This window comes from Geomicrobium sp. JCM 19038 (assembly GCF_000698125.1).
Taxonomy (GTDB): Bacteria; Bacillota; Bacilli; order Bacillales; family Marinococcaceae; genus Geomicrobium_A.
This window is the reverse complement of sequence record NZ_BAXA01000014.1, coordinates 14,060-31,926: the sequence shown is the minus strand read 5'-3', so window position 1 is coordinate 31,926 and position 17,867 is coordinate 14,060. Positions and strand designations below refer to the sequence as shown.

Genomic DNA, 17,867 nt, shown 5'->3' with positions numbered 1-17,867 from the left:
ATTGGTGATTACTCACCAGTGTTTTTCTTGATGATTTCTTCAGAAATACTCTTAGGAACTTCTTCATAGTGATCGAAGAACATAGAGTACGTTCCACGTCCTTGCGTGTTTGAACGAAGTGCTGTCGCATACCCGAACATTTCAGCAAGTGGAACGAACGCGCGGATTGTTTGAGCGTTACCGCGTGCTTCCATACCGTCAACACGTCCACGACGTGAAGTGACATCACCCATAACGTCTCCCATGTATTCTTCTGGAACAACAATCTCAACTTTCATGAGTGGCTCTAGAAGAACTGGAGAACATTTCGATTTAGCTTCTTTGAATGCCATTGATGCAGCAATCTTAAACGCCATCTCGTTTGAGTCAACGTCATGGTAAGAACCGTCAAAGAGACGAGCTTTAACGTCAATTACAGGATAACCTGCAAGAAGACCATTTTGCAATGATTCTTCAATTCCTTGTTCAACAGACGGAATGTATTCACGTGGAACTACACCACCAACAATGCCGTTCTCAAATTCAAAACCTGCGCCCTCTTCATTAGGAGAGAACTCAACTTTAACGTGACCATACTGTCCACGACCACCAGACTGACGTACGAACTTCCCTTCAACTTCAGCAGCTTGGCGAATTGTCTCACGGTAAGATACCTGAGGAGCACCTACAACTGCTTCAACTTTGAATTCACGCTTCATACGGTCAACGATGATGTCAAGGTGAAGCTCACCCATACCAGCGATAACAGTTTGACCTGTTTCTTCGTCAGTATACGTCTTGAATGTTGGGTCCTCTTCAGCAAGCTTACCGAGGGCAACACCCATTTTGTCTTGATCGGCTTTAGACTTAGGCTCAACAGACAATGAGATTACTGGTTCTGGGAAGTCCATTGATTCAAGAATCACTAGGTTCTTCTCATCACAAAGTGTATCTCCTGTTGTTGTATCTTTAAGACCTACACCTGCAGCGATGTCTCCAGAGTAAACCGTTTTGATTTCCTCACGAGTGTTCGCATGCATTTGAAGGATACGACCGACACGCTCACGCTTGTCTTTAGAAGCGTTCTTAACGTATGAACCAGAATCTAATGTTCCAGAGTACACACGGAAGAATGTCAACTTACCAACGTAAGGGTCTGTCATAACTTTAAATGCAAGAGCAGAGAAAGGACCGTTGTCGTCAGCTTCACGTACAACCTCTTCGTCACTGTCTACTTTGTGTCCTTTGATCGCAGGAACATCCGTAGGAGCTGGAAGGTAGTCAATAACCGCATCGATCATTGGCTGAACACCTTTGTTCTTAAATGCAGAACCACAAAGAACTGGGTAGAATTGTACAGTAAGCGTTGCTTCACGAATTGCAGATTTGAGTTCTTCGTTGCTGATTGTGTCACCATCAAGATAACGCATCATTAACTCTTCATCAAATTCTGCTACCGCTTCAACTAGCTTCTCACGGTATTCATCTGCTAATTCACGGTGATCTTCAGGGATTTCACGAGTTTCCGTGTTTTGCCCTAAATCATCAAGATAATAGTAAGCTTTCATCTCAACAAGGTCGATGATTGCTTCAAAATCATCCTCAGCACCGATTGGTAGCTGAATTGGATGCGCATTTGCATCTAGACGATCATTTAGCGTTCCTACAGAGTATAGGAAGTCTGCACCCATCTTATCCATTTTGTTTACGAATACGATTCGTGGAACGTGATAAGTGGTTGCTTGACGCCAAACTGTTTCTGTTTGTGGCTCAACGCCCGATTGAGCATCTAGAACCGCAACAGCACCGTCAAGAACACGTAGTGAACGCTCTACTTCAACAGTAAAGTCTACGTGTCCTGGTGTATCAATGATGTTAATACGATGATCTTTCCAAGAAGCAGTTGTCGCCGCAGAAGTAATTGTAATTCCACGCTCTTGCTCTTGAGACATCCAGTCCATCTGTGATGCACCTTCGTGTGTTTCACCAATTTTATGAGTACGACCTGTATAGAACAAGATACGTTCTGTAGCAGTCGTTTTACCGGCATCGATGTGAGCCATGATCCCGATATTACGTGTTTTCTCCAAGGAGAATTCTCTAGCCATGGTTTACACTTTCTCCTTTCAGCTAAATTCAGCTGATATTTATTTTTACCAGCGGTAGTGAGCGAACGCTTTGTTCGCTTCAGCCATACGGTGCGTGTCTTCACGTTTCTTAACAGCAGCACCTGTGTTGTTTGAAGCATCAAGAATTTCATTAGCTAGACGCTCTTCCATTGTCTTTTCTCCACGTAGACGAGCATAGCTTACTAACCAACGAAGACCAAGAGTCGTACGACGGTCAGGTTTTACTTCGATTGGAACTTGATAGTTTGCACCACCTACACGGCGAGCTTTAACTTCAAGTACTGGCATGATGTTCTTTAGTGCTTGATCAAAAACTTCAACTGGATCTTGACCACTGCGTTCACGAACGATGTCAAATGAAGCGTAAAGAATGTTTTGCGCTTTACCTTTTTTACCATCAATCATGATGCGGTTAATCAAACGCGTTACCAATTTAGAGTTGTAGATCGGATCGGCAAGCACTTCACGACGAGGTACAGGACCTTTACGAGGCATAACCAACCCTCCTTTCTGTCTCTATAGACGGGTTAAATCCCATTTAAATGTATTACTTCTTAGAACGTTTCGTACCATATTTAGAGCGACCTTGTTTACGGTCTTGGACACCAGCAGTATCCAATGCACCACGAACGATGTGGTAGCGTACACCTGGTAAGTCCTTAACAAGACCACCACGGATGAGCACAACGCTGTGCTCTTGTAGGTTGTGTCCGATTCCTGGAATGTAAGCCGTAACTTCAATTCCGTTCGTCAAACGTACACGAGCATATTTACGAAGAGCCGAGTTCGGTTTCTTCGGTGTCATCGTTCCAACACGAGTACAAACCCCTTGTTTATGAGGAGAAGCTAAGTCCGTTTGAACCTTCTTAAAGCTGTTGTAGCCTTTGTTCAAAGCTGGAGCATCAGACTTCTTAGTTTTGCTTTTACGTCCTTTACGAACGAGTTGATTCATAGTTGGCATGATGTTTCCTCCTTCCTTCTATACTTCTCATGCAGCTTGCAAGATGAACCCTTCTAAATCAGCATTTTATAAGACCACTGTTCCAGGTGTTCACGTATGGGCAAAAGTAATGTTCTTACTAGCGGGAAACATGCACCCGCCAGTAAAAACATCGTTACTTTTTTATCGCTACAGCCGCAGCATTGACCTCAATACCACAAGCTTTGCCGAGCTTTCTCATTGATGAAACGGTTGTTAAAGGCGTTCGCTTTCGTTTCGCTATGTCGATGACTTGCTTCGTTACTAAAACATCCGCATCAGCAGCAATGTAAACTTCATCAACCAGCTCGGCTGATATTGCTTTCACTGTTGCTTTGACACCTACATAACGCTCACTTGCGTCCGCAATTCTATGATACGACATATCTTCACCTCAACACCGGTGAAATACGCGCACTTTGACATCTTAACAAACACATCCTTAAGTGTCAACAGCAATTATATCAATCGTAACCTACTGTCTCTACTTCAGGTGCTGTTTCTTTTTCGCTATCAGGTGTCTCGCCTTTTAGGCTACGGTATCTTTGCATACCTGTACCGGCAGGAACGAGCTTACCGATAATAACATTTTCCTTAAGTCCTAGCAATGCATCTTTACGTCCTTTAATTGCAGCATCTGTAAGGACACGAGTTGTCTCTTGGAATGAAGCTGCCGATAAGAAGGAATCTGTCTCAAGGGATGCTTTCGTAATTCCGAGAATAACAGGTGTTCCAACAGCAGGACGCTTACCTTTACGAAGTACATCAATATTCGCCTTATGGAATGCGTTAACTTCAACGAGCGTTCCTGGTAATACATCTGTATCCCCAGAATCCATAACGCGGATCTTTCTAAGCATTTGACGAACCATAACCTCGACGTGCTTATCTCCGATTTCTACCCCTTGCATACGGTATACTTTCTGCACTTCTTTCAAGAGATACATTTGGACTTCATCGATACCAGTTACTTGAATTAACTCTTTCGGGTCAATTGAACCTTCAGTTAATGCTTCACCAGCTACAACTCTGTCACCCTCAGCAATACGTACACGAGCCCCATAGGCTGTCGTATAAGAACGAGTTTCGTATTCTCCACGAATAACGATCTCTTTCTTATCTCCAGCATCACGAATCTCTTCCACTGTACCACTAAGCTCAGTAATTAATGCCTGACCTTTCGGGTTACGAGCTTCAAACAACTCTTGAATACGCGGAAGACCTTGAGTAATATCGTCCCCGGCTACACCACCTGTGTGGAATGTACGCATTGTAAGCTGCGTCCCCGGCTCACCGATTGATTGGGCAGCGATGATTCCGACTGCTTCCCCAACCTCAACGTCACTACCTGTTGCAAGGTTGCGTCCGTAACACTTATTACATACTCCGTGTGACGTATCACACGTAAATACAGAGCGAATCTTAAGTTCTTCAACACCTGATTCTACAATTGTCTTCGCAAGCTCTTCATGAATTAATTCATTCGGCTTCACGAGTACATCTCCAGTTTCAGGATGCTTTACTGTTTGGAATGAGAAACGTCCAACGAGACGATCGTATAGGTTCTCAATCTCTTCTGTTCCATCACGTAATGCTGATACGACAAGTCCACGGTCTGTTCCACAATCATCTTCACGAACGATAACGTCTTGTGCAACGTCAACGAGACGACGTGTAAGATAACCTGAGTCAGCCGTTTTAAGTGCTGTATCGGCAAGTCCTTTACGGGCACCGTGCGTCGAGATAAAGTACTCGAGTACGGTTAAACCTTCACGGAAACTAGACTTGATTGGAAGTTCAATAATACGTCCAGACGGGTTTGCCATCAATCCACGCATACCTGCAAGTTGCGTAAAGTTTGAGGCGTTACCACGTGCTCCGGAATCACTCATCATGAAGATCGGGTTAGACTTATCAAGTGTCTTCATAAGACGTCCTTGAATGTCGTCTTTTGCGTCGCTCCAGATTGAGATAATCTTGTCGTAACGTTCTTCTTCAGTAATTAAACCACGGCGGAACTGCTTAACGACCTTAGATACTTGCTCTTCTGCAGCATCAAGGATCTCTTGTTTTTCAGCTAAAACAACAATGTCAGCGACACCAACAGTAAGACCTGCTTTTGTTGAATAGAAGAAACCGAGTTCCTTCATGCGGTCAAGCATTCGTGATGTTTCAGTGACTTGGAACTTCTTAAATACTTCTGCGATTACATCACCAAGGAAGCCTTTTTTAAACGGTGACACGATTGGGCGCTCTTGGAATGTTTTCTTTACATCGGTTCCTTGAGGAACAAAATACTCAAGAGGAGTCGCTTGTTCTAAGTTCTTCGCTGATGGTTCATTAATATAAGGGAACGATTCAGGAAGAATTTCGTTGAACATAAGCTTACCGATACTCGTTAAAAGCAAATGACCTTTCGCTTCTTCAGGGAACGTTGTCTTTTCAATCGCGCTGACTGGAATCGCAATACGAGAGTGTAAGTGCACATAACCGTTTTGGTATGCAGTCAATGCCTCATCACTATCTTTAAATACCGCACCTTCTCCAACCGCATTTTCACGCTCAAGAGTGAGGTAGTAGTTTCCTAGTACCATATCTTGTGATGGTGTTACTACTGGCTTACCATCTTTCGGGTTCAAGATGTTTTGAGCAGCTAGCATGAGTACACGTGCCTCAGCTTGCGCTTCTGCCGATAGTGGTACGTGGACCGCCATTTGGTCACCATCAAAGTCGGCGTTGTATGCCGTACATACGAGTGGGTGTAGTTTAATCGCACGTCCTTCTACTAACGTAGGTTCAAATGCTTGAATCCCTAGTCTATGCAGTGTAGGTGCGCGGTTTAGAAGAACTGGGTGCTCTTTAATTACTTCTTCTAATACGTCCCAAACTTCTGGTTGCACACGATCAACTTTACGCTTAGCACTCTTAATGTTGTGTGCTTGCCCTTTAGCGACGAGCTCTTTCATAACAAACGGCTTAAATAGTTCAAGCGCCATCTCTTTCGGGAGACCACACTGATACATTTTAAGGTTTGGACCTACAACAATTACCGAACGACCAGAGTAGTCAACACGTTTACCGAGAAGGTTTTGACGGAAACGTCCTTGCTTACCTTTCAACATGTGAGACAGTGATTTAAGAGGACGGTTACCCGGTCCTGTTACTGGACGTCCACGACGACCATTATCAATCAATGCATCAACAGCTTCTTGGAGCATGCGCTTCTCATTTTGTACGATGATGCTTGGTGCACCAAGGTCAAGGAGACGCTTCAAACGGTTGTTACGGTTAATTACACGACGATACAAATCGTTAAGGTCTGATGTCGCAAAACGACCACCATCTAGTTGCACCATCGGGCGAAGTTCAGGCGGAATTACTGGAAGAACATCCAGAATCATCCATGAAGGTTCATTTCCAGAGTTACGGAATGCTTCGATCACTTCAAGACGCTTAATTGCACGCGTACGACGTCGCCCTTGTGCTGTTTCTAATTCTTCTTTTAACATCTTCACTTCTTTATTTAAGTCAAGATCAGATAGAATTTTACGGATCGCTTCAGCACCCATTTGCGCTGTGAAAGAACGACCGTACTTATCGTAGTACGCTCGGTATTCTTTTTCAGAAAGCAATTGTTTGTATTCAAGTGGTGTATCACCTGTATCTGTAACCACGTAAGAAGCAAAGTAAATAACTTCTTCTAAGGAGCGCGGTGACATATCCAAGACAAGACCCATACGACTTGGAATTCCTTTAAAATACCAAATGTGTGAAACTGGAGCCGCAAGCTCAATGTGTCCCATTCGCTCACGACGAACCTTCGCACGTGTTACCTCAACACCACAACGATCACATACAACACCTTTGTAGCGAACACGCTTGTATTTCCCACAATGACATTCCCAATCTTTTTGCGGTCCGAAAATACGTTCACAAAACAAACCGTCTTTTTCAGGTTTAAGAGTACGATAGTTAATCGTCTCAGGCTTTTTAACTTCACCACGAGACCAGCTGCGGATCTTATCCGGTGATGCTAAACCTACTTTCATGTATTCAAAATTATTGACATCGATCAAAGGGTGACCCTCCCTTTCCTGCGCTCTGTTGTCAAAGGGGCTAAATGGCGATAGTAAACATCAAACGTGCAAAAGAAAGATCCAGCTTTGGAACTTTCTTTTGAACTTACCTTTAAGCGTTCTCCGTAGATTCTAACTTAAGGTTCATTCGATCGTTTGATTGTTCTTCTTCGTCGTCCAGCTCTTTCATTTCAATCTCTTCTTCATTGCTTGAAAGCATTTTTACATCCATACCTAAACTTTGAAGCTCTTTAATCAATACTTTAAATGATTCAGGAACTCCTGGCTCTGGTACGTTTTCGCCCTTAACGATGGCCTCATACGTTTTAACACGTCCGACAACATCATCTGATTTCACCGTTAAGATTTCTTGCAACGTATATGCAGCGCCGTACGCCTCAAGCGCCCATACCTCCATCTCACCAAAACGCTGACCACCAAATTGAGCTTTACCTCCAAGTGGTTGTTGCGTAACGAGAGAGTAAGGTCCAGTTGAACGAGCGTGTAGCTTATCGTCAACCATGTGTGCAAGTTTAATCATATACATGACACCGACAGATACTCGGTTATCAAAAGCATCTCCTGTACGACCATCGTAGAGGATTGTTTTGCCATCTCGAGCCATACCCGCTTCTTCTAACGTCTCCCAAACATCTTCCTCACGCGCACCATCAAATACTGGTGAAGCAACATGAATACCGAGTTGGCGCGCAGCCATTCCTAAGTGCATTTCAAGCACTTGTCCGATATTCATACGCGATGGTACCCCAAGTGGGTTAAGCATGATGTCAATTGGTGTTCCGTCAGGCATATAAGGCATATCTTCTTCTGGAAGAATTCGAGAGATAACACCTTTATTACCGTGACGACCGGCCATCTTGTCACCTTCGTTGATCTTACGCTTTTGAACGATATAGACACGAACAAGTTGGTTTACGCCTGGTGGTAATTCATCGCCATCTTCACGGTTAAAGATCTTCACGTCAAGGATGATTCCATCCCCACCGTGCGGAGCACGAAGTGACGTGTCACGTACTTCACGAGCTTTCTCACCGAAGATTGCATGAAGTAAACGCTCTTCTGCTGTTAGTTCTGTCATCCCCTTAGGAGTGACTTTACCAACGAGAATGTCGCCGTCTTTGATCTCAGCCCCGACTCTAATGATTCCTCGCTCATCAAGATTACGAAGTGCATCTTCACCGATGTTTGGTATATCACGAGTAATCTCTTCTGGTCCGAGCTTCGTATCACGTGATTCCGATTCGTATTCTTCAATGTGGATCGAAGTAAAGACATCGTCTTTAACGAGTCGTTCACTCAGGATAATGGCATCCTCATAGTTGTAACCATCCCAAGTCATAAACTACGAGTACGTTACGTCCAAGGGCCATTTCCCCTTTATCCATAGAAGGACCATCTGCTAGAACTTCACCACGATCAACAACGTCACCTTCAGCAACGATTGGACGTTGGTTATAACTCGTTCCTTGGTTAGAACGGATATATTTAGACATGCGGTACACGTCATCATCTGTTTCAACTTCTTTACCTTCAACGTCAACCAAGCGACGAATTCGAACTTCACGAGCAGTTACTCGCTTAACGACACCACGATGCCTTGAAACAACTGCTGCTCCGGAGTCTTTAGCAGAAACATATTCAATACCCGTACCAACTACTGGCGCTTCTGGCTCTAGTAACGGAACCGCTTGACGCTGCATGTTCGCTCCCATTAAGGCACGGTTCGAGTCATCATTCTCTAAGAATGGAATCGAAGCCGTTGCGGCAGAAACGACTTGCTTTGGTGATACATCCATGTAGTCGATGCGATCTTTACTTACGATCGTATTTTCTTCACGGAAACGAGCAATAATGTTATCATCCACGAACGTTCCATCATCTTGTAACTTTGCGTTCGCTTGTGCAACGACGTAATTATGCTCTTCATCAGCAGTCAGGTAATCAATTTGTGCAGTTACTCGACCAGTTTCAGGATCAACACGGCGATACGGCGTTTCCATAAAGCCAAACGCATTCACTTTCGCATAACTTGAAAGTGAGTTGATCAAGCCGATGTTCGGACCTTCCGGCGTTTCAATTGGACACATACGACCGTAGTGAGAATAGTGAACGTCTCGAACTTCCATTCCTGCACGCTCACGAGTAAGACCACCTGGTCCAAGCGCTGATAAACGACGCTTATGCGTCAACTCAGCTAATGGGTTCGTTTGATCCATAAACTGGGACAACTGTGAACTACCGAAGAACTCTTTAATTGACGCGATCACCGGACGAATGTTGATTAACGCCTGTGGTGTAATTTGACTAGGGTCTTGAATCGACATACGTTCACGTACGACACGCTCCATACGGGAAAGACCAATTCGGAATTGGTTTTGTAGTAATTCTCCAACTGAACGAAGACGACGGTTTCCTAAGTGATCGATATCATCTGTGTTTCCAACCCCATGTAAGAGGTTAAAGAAGTAACTGATTGACGCAATAATGTCTTCAGCAGTAATGTTTTTAATGCTTCGGTCAATCTCACCGTTACTGATGACCTGAATCGTTTGCTCACCTTCAGGATCATTCGGTGCATAAATCTTAATTGATTGAACGGTGATATCTGTATCTTCAACGACACCATCTGCAACAGTGTACGTTTTAAATCCTAAATCATTTTCGAAGTAAGGAAGTAGACGATCCAACGTACGACGATCGATTAATGAACCTTCCTCTGCAATCACTTCACCAGTTTCAGGATCTGCTAGTGTTTCAGCCAACACTTGATTAAAGAGACGATCTTTAATGTGAAGTTTCTTATTGATCTTGTAACGACCTACATTTGCAAAGTCATAGCGTTTCGGATCGAAGAAACGGGATTCTAATAGACTACGAGCGTTATCTACTGTTGGTGGCTCACCAGGACGTAGACGCTCATAGATTTCTAGTAAAGCTTTCTCCGTGTCTTCGGTATTGTCTTTCTCTAATGAGTTACGCAAGTATTCGTTCTCACCAATAAGATCAACAATATCTTGGTCCGCACCAAATCCGAGTGCACGCAACAATACAGTAACAGGAATCTTTCTTGTACGATCGATTCTTACGTATACGATGTCTTTTGCATCGGTTTCTAATTCAAGCCAAGCACCACGGTTCGGAATGACAGTAGCAGTGAAACCTTTCTTGCCATTCTTATCGGTCTTACGGCTATAATATACACTTGGAGAGCGGACGAGCTGGGAAACGATGACACGTTCGGCACCATTAATCACAAATGTACCTGTATCCGTCATTAATGGGAAATCGCCCATGAATACTTCTTGTTCTTTAACTTCTCCTGTTTCTTGATTCATCAAACGAACCTTTACTCTAAGTGGTGCAGAGTATGTGACATCTCGTTCTTTAGAATCCTCTACAGAATATTTCGGTTCACCTAAGCTGTAATCAATGAATTCCAGCACGAGGTTACCCGTAAAATCTTCAATTGGTGAAATGTCTTGAAACATCTCACGAATTCCTTCGTCAAGAAACCATTGATAGGAAGCTGTTTGAATCTCAATGAGATTAGGAAGGTCTAATACTTCACTAATCCGCGCGTAGCTTCTTCGCTGGCGATGGCGTCCATACTGAATGAGTTGACCTGTCAACGAATTCACCCCTCAAATCCGCGTATTTTTTAACTGAAAATATCCCTTTAGTCCCGGCATGACTGTACCATTCATTGTGAAAATGGGGGATGTAATCAAACACATCAATGTGATTGATGCCGAAGTTCATTTAAGAAACTTCGTGAATGCACAAAAAGGCTCATACTTAATAGGATAAAAATACCAACCTTTTTTTCTCGTATTCACTTATTGTTCCCGTTCATCATAACCTTTATACTTCCTTTTTTAACAACTTTTTTGTTCTAAAAAAGTACGGTTATACGCATTAGATGATATTATCACAAACCGAGTTCAAGGTCAAATATTTTTTCATTTATTTATAGCATCGATAGAGAGAGTAACCTTTGCTCTTCCCTTCCTCGACGACTTCTTTGAACAACTCTTCTAATTTCTTTTTCGTAGAAGGGGCACCTTGTTTCTTCTGAATAACAACCCAGAGTTCCCCTGCATCAACTAAACGTTTGTGAGCTTCTTCAAAAAAATGATGCACAACCTCTTTCCCTGCTCGAATAGGAGGGTTTGTAACAATCGATGCAAATAACTTCTCATCAGGAATCGCCTCGTACCCCGAACCCCGAACAATTGTGACTTGTTTATCGACGTGATTACGCATTGCATTTTCTGTCGCAAGTTCGACTGCGCGTTCATTCACATCTGTCATCCAGACTTGCCTGCCTGTATCACCCGCGATTGAAATGCCGAGGGGGCCATACCCACAACCAACATCCAAAACCGGTCCACCGACCGCCGGAGCTTGATACGCATTCGCCAAAAACGCACTGCCAAAATCGACGCCGCCTTTAGAGAAAACACCACGATCTGTATAAAATAAATACTCTTTTTCCTTGATCGTCACTCCAACCGTTTGCCGCTCACTACTTACCGTAGGTTTTTATCATAATAATGCGATGACAAAAACTTCACCTCTTCTCTTAGAAACTCCTCTTTATTATGAGCTTTAACATAGAAAATACGTTATTTAAAAGAAAAGACTTCCCCGCATATAGCAGGGAAGTCTCTTCAATAGAAGTCAAATTACTTGATTTCTACTTGTGCACCAGCTTCTTCAAGTTGGCTCTTCATGTCTTCAGCTTCGTCTTTGCTTACGCCTTCTTTAAGTGTCTCAGGGGCACCGTCAACAAGCGCTTTTGCTTCTTTAAGACCAAGACCTGTGATTCCACGAACAACTTTGATAACGCCGATCTTAGAAGAACCAGCAGAAGTAAGAACTACGTTAAATTCTGTTTGCTCTTCAGCAGCACCTGCGTCTCCTCCACCAGCTACTGCAACTGGAGCTGCAGCTGTTACACCAAACTCGTCCTCGATTGCTTTAACTAGGTCGTTCAACTCAAGAACTGTCATGCTCTTGATTTCTTCAATAATTTGCTCTTTAGCCATTGTATATTCCTCCTTCAGGAATGTTAAAAATTAGGTGCTTACGCACTTTCTTCTTTTTGATCTGCAACTGCCTTAGAAGCCAATGCAAAGTTTCTGATTGGCGCTTGTAGTACGCTGAGTAGCATAGATACAAGTCCTTCGTAAGAAGGAAGTTCAGCAATCTTCTTAATGTCTTCAACAGAAGTTACGCTACCTTGAATAACACCCGCTTTAATTTCTAAAGCTTCGTTTTCTTTCGCGAACTCGTTTAAGACTTTCGCTGCTGCTACTGCATCTGTTTTGCTCGTAGCAATCGCTGTTGGACCTACAAGTGTTTCGTCAAGCTCTGTAAGCTTGTCTCAGCTGTTGCGCGACGAGTCAATGTGTTTTTGTACACTTTGAGCTCAACGTCTGCAGCACGGAGTTTGTTACGCAATTCCGTGTCTTGACTCACGCTTAGACCACGATAATCAACAAAAATGATTGACTCACTGCTGTTAAATTTCTCAACGATCTCATCAACAACCGCTTGTTTTTGTTCGAGTACACTGCCCATTGTTCCACCTCCTGAAAAATTTGCCGTTCAGAGGATCAAAAAACTCCCCTGTCCATGAGCACACAGACAGAGGAGATTCCGAATGACACGCAGTGTCATTTTATAGGATCGATACCTCGGCAGGATTTACGCACAATCGTGCACCTACTGTCTGCGGCAGTATATTTAGCTATTAACCGTTTTTAATTATATAAAACGGTTACCCAAAAGTCAATACGGCAAAATTAGCCAGAGATTCCAGCAGTACTTACTTTAACACCAGGTCCCATAGAAGAAGAAACCGCGATGTTTTTCATGTACGTACCTTTTGCTGCAGAAGGCTTAGCTTTTGCAAGGATATCAACAATTGTCTTGAAGTTTTCGAGCAGTTGCTCTTCTGTAAATGATACTTTTCCAATTGGAACATGTACATTTCCAGCTTTTTCAACGCGGTATTCAACTTTACCCGCTTTGATTTCATTGACAGCTTGTGTAACATCCATTGTTACAGTACCCGTCTTAGGGTTTGGCATAAGGCCTTTCGGTCCAAGAACACGACCAAGCTTACCAACTTGCGCCATCATGTCTGGTGTCGCAACAACAACGTCAAAGTCCATCCAACCTTGTTGGATTTTGTTAACGAGCTCCTCTTCACCTACAACGTCTGCGCCAGCTTCTTCAGCTTCTTTAGCCTTTTCACCTTTAGCGAAAACGAGCACACGTTGAGTTTTACCAGTTCCGTTTGGAAGAACTACTGCGCCACGGATTTGTTGGTCCGCTTTACGAGGGTCTACTCCAAGACGTACTGCAACCTCAACTGTTTCATCAAAGTTTGCCGGAGCAATCTTTTTCACAAGCTCAATGGCTTCGCTTGCATTGTATTCTTTATTTACATCGACTTGTTTCTTAGCGTCTGCATATTTCTTACCGTGTTTTTTAGCCATTTCTAACAACTCCTCTTTTTGTGGTTTTAACGGTTTGACCTCCCACGCTTAATCGCTAGAGAAGATTCATTCCTTTTAGAAAGACGACTGCTTCGTAACAACAATCAAGGTTGCAAATGACCCGTTAGTAGGCTCATCGCAACCTGTCTTGATCATTTTATAAGGATTAATTATCCTTCAACAGTGATACCCATGCTGCGTGCTGTACCTTCGATCATCTTAACAGCAGCATCAATATCAGCAGCGTTTAAGTCTTCCATCTTCGTTTCAGCGATTCCACGTACTTGTTCAGCAGTTACTGATGCAACCTTCACTTTGTGCGGTTCTCCAGAACCAGACTTAACGCCAGCTGCTTCTTTAAGAAGAATTGCTGCTGGTGGAGTCTTTGTCACAAACGTAAATGAACGGTCTTCATAAACAGTAATCTCTACAGGAATGATAGTTCCTGTTTGCTCCTGTGTACGTGCGTTGAACTCTTTACAGAAGCCCATGATATTTACACCAGCCTGACCAAGGGCAGGACCGACCGGTGGTGCCGGGTTAGCTTTACCTGCAGGAATCTGTAGCTTAACTACGGTTTCAACTTTTCTAGCCACGCGACACACCTCCTTCGTTCGTAATGTGGTGTTTCGGGTTGTTACACCCTCCCACTTATTGACCAACTGTCAGCAAGACAGTTGAAGCAAACATAAAAATCTTATCACTTATGCTTGCCTTTTTCAAGTGGAAAATCCAGTTATGAAAGTTTTTCAACTTGATGGAACTCAAGTTCAACAGGAGTCTCTCGTCCAAACATATTGACATGGACTTTGACTTTTTGCTTCTCGAGACTAATCTCTTCCACTGTACCTGTAAAGTCTGTAAATGGTCCTTCTTTAACTTTCACCGACTCTTTAATTTCAAGATCTACTTCAGCTTTCGGTGCTTCAACACCCATTTGACGTAGAATCGAGTCAACTTCATCTGGCAAAAGCGCTGTCGGTTTCGAGCCAGCACCTGAAGAGCCAACAAAGCCTGTTACTCCTGGTGTGTTTCGAACGACATACCATGAGTCATCGGTCATGACCATTTCTACAAGCACGTACCCAGGGAACGTCTTACGATTTACCGTTTTTGTCTTTCCGTTCTTCGTTTCTGTTTCTTCTTCAACAGGAACGAGCACACGGAAAATCTTATCGAGCATTTCCATTGACTCGACACGTTTCTCTAGGTTTGCTTTAACTCTGTTTTCATACCCAGAGTACGTATGAACAACATACCAATTCTTCTCCATAGGTAGTCAGCCTTTCAGGCTGCCGCCCTCCTCTCTATACAACAAAAATACGCTTATAGGAACAGCCTAACAAGTTCCGAGAAAGCAAAATCAACAATGGCAAAGAAGATTGACATGAAAATTACCGTTACGAGGACAATCTTCGTATATTTAAAAAGCTCACTCGGCGTCGGCCAAGTTACTTGTTTCATTTGTTTGCCGACTTCTTTTAGAAATTGCACTGGATTGGTCACTTGCAGGACACCCCCCGAAAATATGAAAACGTAGTTTCAAGCGTATCAATATTTCTGAACATAAAAAAACAACCGTATCGACGGCGTTTTGAGTGGATTGCTTTCATCTATCATTATAGCCAAAAATCTCAATCTACTATACAGTCGCAGAATATCATAGAACGAACCAACTGTCAATGAAGCACAAGGCCACACGACCTTGCACCACAGTTAAATCTCAAAACCAATAGAAGATTCTGCTATTTTAAATTGTAAAAATATTAAGTGTGTACATATCTTTTCTCAACGTAACGTTCGAGCTTACGCTTCACTCGTTGTAATGCGTTATCAATTGATTTCACGTGACGATTCAAGTCAATCGAAATCTCTTGGTACGATTGTCCTTCCAAATATAACCTTAATACTTGTTGCTCAAGTTCACTTAGCACTTCGCTATCTTCAATTCAATGTCTGTTAGTTCTTCTTGATTAATGAGCATTTCTTCGGGGTTACTAATTAACGAACTGCAAACCACATCCATTAATGTACGATCTGACTCTTCATCATACATCGGCTTGTCCAATGAAACATATGAATTCAACGGGATGTGTTTCTGACGAGTGGCTGTCTTTATAGCCGTTATAATCTGACGTGTAATACAAAGTTCTGCAAATGCCCGGAACGATGAAAGCTTGTCCCCATTAAAATCTCGAATGGCTTTGTAGAGGCCGATCATTCCTTCTTGAACAATGTCTTCATGATCTGCACCGATTAAGAAATATGACCTTGCTTTCGCACGTACGAAATTCTTGTACTTGTTGATTAATTGTTCCAAAGCAGTGGAGTTCCCGTAACGAACAGCTTCTACGAGTCTTTCATCTTCGCTGATTACATCCTTGTTCTCTGATCTAACAACCGCCTGATTGTTTTCTAAGACGTATGCGCTCATGACAATCCCTCGCCCTCGACTTCGGTGTGTGTGAACTAAGTATATAGCAGTCCAGGACGAGAATCAATAAATCAATGACCTTTTCGACGCCATTTGTCAAAGAATTCAGCAACTTCATCACTAAGCGCAATGTTCCCTTTTTTTGAGGTTGACTCGACATCTTTTACGGCTTGTCCAATCGTACGTTCGACATCTTCAACTTGAAGTCGCAACTCTCTTGCTGAGGTACGTAACGCACCGTTAGCAAAGATGACCCGCTGTTCTACGTGATCTGACGTTGCAACATAGATTTGCGTGTTCACGTTCTTCAATTGTTTTGCTAGTCGTTCAATCCGCTCATCAGCCGTTTCTTTTTGCCTCGTATAGATGACTTCAACTCGGTAGAGGTGATCTTTCGCACCGATTCCTTTTACAAGGTGTGCGTCAAACACAATGATGACATTGCGCCCAGTAATCGCCTGATATTCAGCCATCTTTTCAATGAGCGCGTCTCTTGCATCAATCAACGATTGTTTTTTGAGTTTAACGAGTTCCGGCCAATCTCCAATAATATTATAGCCGTCAACAATCACATACTCTTTCATCATCACCGCACCCCTACGAGCGCTTTCTTTGAACTTCGTACATAAAAAGACTTCCGGCAACCGCTGCATTGAGCGAGGTAACTTGTCCCATTAGAGGGATGCTATACAAAAAATCACACGATTCTTTCACGAGACGGCTCATTCCCTTGCCTTCACTACCAATAATAAGACCGAGTGGCATGGAAGCATCCAATTGCTTAAAATCTCCATCGCCTTTTGCATCACTACCAATCATCCATAATCCACGTTCTTTAAGCTCAGCAATCGTTCTAGCCATATTCGTTACTTTGACGACGGGTACGTGAGCAATTGCTCCCGCTGAAGCTTTCGCCACAGTAGAAGTAAGCCCGCTCGCTCCACGCTTTGGAATAATCACTCCATCTGCACCTGCTGCATCTGCCGATCGAAGAATAGACCCTAAGTTTTGTGGATCTTCAATGCCATCAAGCAAAATAAAAAAAGGCGCGGTGCCTTTCGCTTCTGCACGTTGGAATAACGTTTCCATATCGGAATAGTTGTGCGCTGCAATGGAAGCGATAATGCCTTGATGGTTTTTATGACCGACAAGTGTATCGATTTTTTGTTTAGGAACAAAATTCACGACGATGTTTTGCTCTTTGGCCTTTTGAGTAATCTCATGAATGGACGCCTTTTTGACTCCTTCAGCTACCCAAACCTTTTGCACTGATTGTGAAGATCGCAACGCTTCAGTAACCGCGTTTCGTCCAGCCAACCATTCATCTTGTTGTTCTTTCATCATGATTCCTCCTCATCAGTCCTAGCAATCGCCTCGTTCATCAATTGTTCCAAACGGGTCTTGTCACACGCAAGGTGCACATAACCAATCAACGCTTCAAAGCCTGTACTATATCGGTACGTTTGAACGTCTGTGTTCTTCGGCAAACTTCCCGATTTCGCATTACGCCCTCTACGGACAATGGCTTCTTCTTCTTCGGTTAATTGCTCATTTTCTAACCAGTAATGAAGCGCACTCGCCTGTGCTTTTGCACTCACATATGACGTTGCCGCTTTGTGCAGTTCATTTGGTTTTGCCATTCCCCGTTGTACGAGGAAAGAGCGTACATGCAGCTCATAAACTGCATCGCCGATGTACGCTAATGTTAATCCGTTTAACTGTTTATACTGTGAAGATTGCATC

Annotated in this window: 13 protein-coding genes, 4 pseudogenes and 1 other annotated feature; all 17 genes and pseudogenes read right to left on the bottom strand. The window is 43.2% G+C overall.

Annotated elements, in window-relative coordinates:
* Positions 1-8 precede the first annotated feature (8 nt).
* Positions 9-2,087 (bottom strand): elongation factor G, encoded by a 2,079-nt coding sequence (gene fusA, locus JCM19038_RS15815; RefSeq protein WP_042419910.1) that lies wholly within the window; start codon positions 2,085-2,087, stop codon positions 9-11.
* Between the two features lie 45 nt (positions 2,088-2,132).
* A complete protein-coding gene (rpsG, locus tag JCM19038_RS15810; RefSeq protein ID WP_042419908.1) occupies positions 2,133-2,603 on the bottom strand; it encodes a 30S ribosomal protein S7 in 471 nt (156 codons plus the stop codon).
* Between the two features lie 52 nt (positions 2,604-2,655).
* Positions 2,656-3,069, bottom strand: coding sequence for a 30S ribosomal protein S12 (gene rpsL, locus JCM19038_RS15805; protein WP_042419905.1), 414 nt, complete (start codon positions 3,067-3,069; stop codon positions 2,656-2,658).
* Positions 3,070-3,223: 154 nt separating this feature from the next.
* Positions 3,224-3,472 carry a ribosomal L7Ae/L30e/S12e/Gadd45 family protein gene (locus JCM19038_RS15800; protein ID WP_042419903.1) on the bottom strand — a complete coding sequence of 83 codons (249 nt, stop codon included), beginning with the start codon at positions 3,470-3,472 and terminating at the stop codon, positions 3,224-3,226.
* A gap of 79 nt (positions 3,473-3,551) precedes the next feature.
* The gene (gene rpoC / locus JCM19038_RS15795; protein WP_042419900.1) at positions 3,552-7,163 is read right to left on the bottom strand and encodes a DNA-directed RNA polymerase subunit beta'; all 3,612 of its coding nucleotides are present in this window, start codon (positions 7,161-7,163) and stop codon (positions 3,552-3,554) included.
* Between the two features lie 112 nt (positions 7,164-7,275).
* Positions 7,276-10,813, bottom strand: a pseudogene (gene rpoB / locus JCM19038_RS15790) (DNA-directed RNA polymerase subunit beta).
* Between the two features lie 334 nt (positions 10,814-11,147).
* Positions 11,148-11,749, bottom strand: a pseudogene (locus JCM19038_RS15785) (class I SAM-dependent methyltransferase).
* 120 nt (positions 11,750-11,869) lie between these two features.
* Positions 11,870-12,232, bottom strand: coding sequence for a 50S ribosomal protein L7/L12 (rplL, locus tag JCM19038_RS15780; protein WP_042360774.1), 363 nt, complete (start codon positions 12,230-12,232; stop codon positions 11,870-11,872).
* 38 nt (positions 12,233-12,270) lie between these two features.
* Positions 12,271-12,767 (bottom strand): annotated as a pseudogene (rplJ, locus tag JCM19038_RS15775) (50S ribosomal protein L10).
* 28 nt (positions 12,768-12,795) lie between these two features.
* Positions 12,796-12,942 (bottom strand) — a sequence feature (ribosomal protein L10 leader region).
* 49 nt (positions 12,943-12,991) lie between these two features.
* Positions 12,992-13,690: a 50S ribosomal protein L1 gene (gene rplA, locus JCM19038_RS15770; RefSeq protein WP_042419895.1), complete on the bottom strand. Its 699-nt coding sequence runs from the start codon at positions 13,688-13,690 to the stop codon at positions 12,992-12,994.
* 170 nt (positions 13,691-13,860) lie between these two features.
* The gene (gene rplK, locus JCM19038_RS15765; RefSeq protein ID WP_042419892.1) at positions 13,861-14,286 is read right to left on the bottom strand and encodes a 50S ribosomal protein L11; all 426 of its coding nucleotides are present in this window, start codon (positions 14,284-14,286) and stop codon (positions 13,861-13,863) included.
* Positions 14,287-14,426: 140 nt separating this feature from the next.
* Complete coding sequence (nusG, locus tag JCM19038_RS15760) at positions 14,427-14,963, bottom strand: transcription termination/antitermination protein NusG (RefSeq protein ID WP_042360771.1); 537 nt, start codon at positions 14,961-14,963, stop codon at positions 14,427-14,429.
* Positions 14,964-15,016: 53 nt separating this feature from the next.
* Entirely contained in the window at positions 15,017-15,196 is a 180-nt protein-coding gene (secE, locus tag JCM19038_RS15755; RefSeq protein ID WP_042360770.1) for a preprotein translocase subunit SecE, read from the bottom strand.
* Between the two features lie 260 nt (positions 15,197-15,456).
* Positions 15,457-16,124 (bottom strand): annotated as a pseudogene (sigH, locus tag JCM19038_RS15750) (RNA polymerase sporulation sigma factor SigH).
* 71 nt (positions 16,125-16,195) lie between these two features.
* A complete protein-coding gene (locus JCM19038_RS15745; protein WP_042420091.1) occupies positions 16,196-16,708 on the bottom strand; it encodes an NYN domain-containing protein in 513 nt (170 codons plus the stop codon).
* Between the two features lie 13 nt (positions 16,709-16,721).
* A complete protein-coding gene (rlmB, locus tag JCM19038_RS15740) occupies positions 16,722-17,465 on the bottom strand; it encodes a 23S rRNA (guanosine(2251)-2'-O)-methyltransferase RlmB (protein WP_042419889.1) in 744 nt (247 codons plus the stop codon).
* A complete protein-coding gene (locus JCM19038_RS15735; protein ID WP_042360768.1) occupies positions 17,465-17,866 on the bottom strand; it encodes a Mini-ribonuclease 3 in 402 nt (133 codons plus the stop codon). The genes rlmB and JCM19038_RS15735 overlap by 1 nt, the downstream gene beginning before the upstream one ends.
* Position 17,867: the final 1 nt, after the last annotated feature.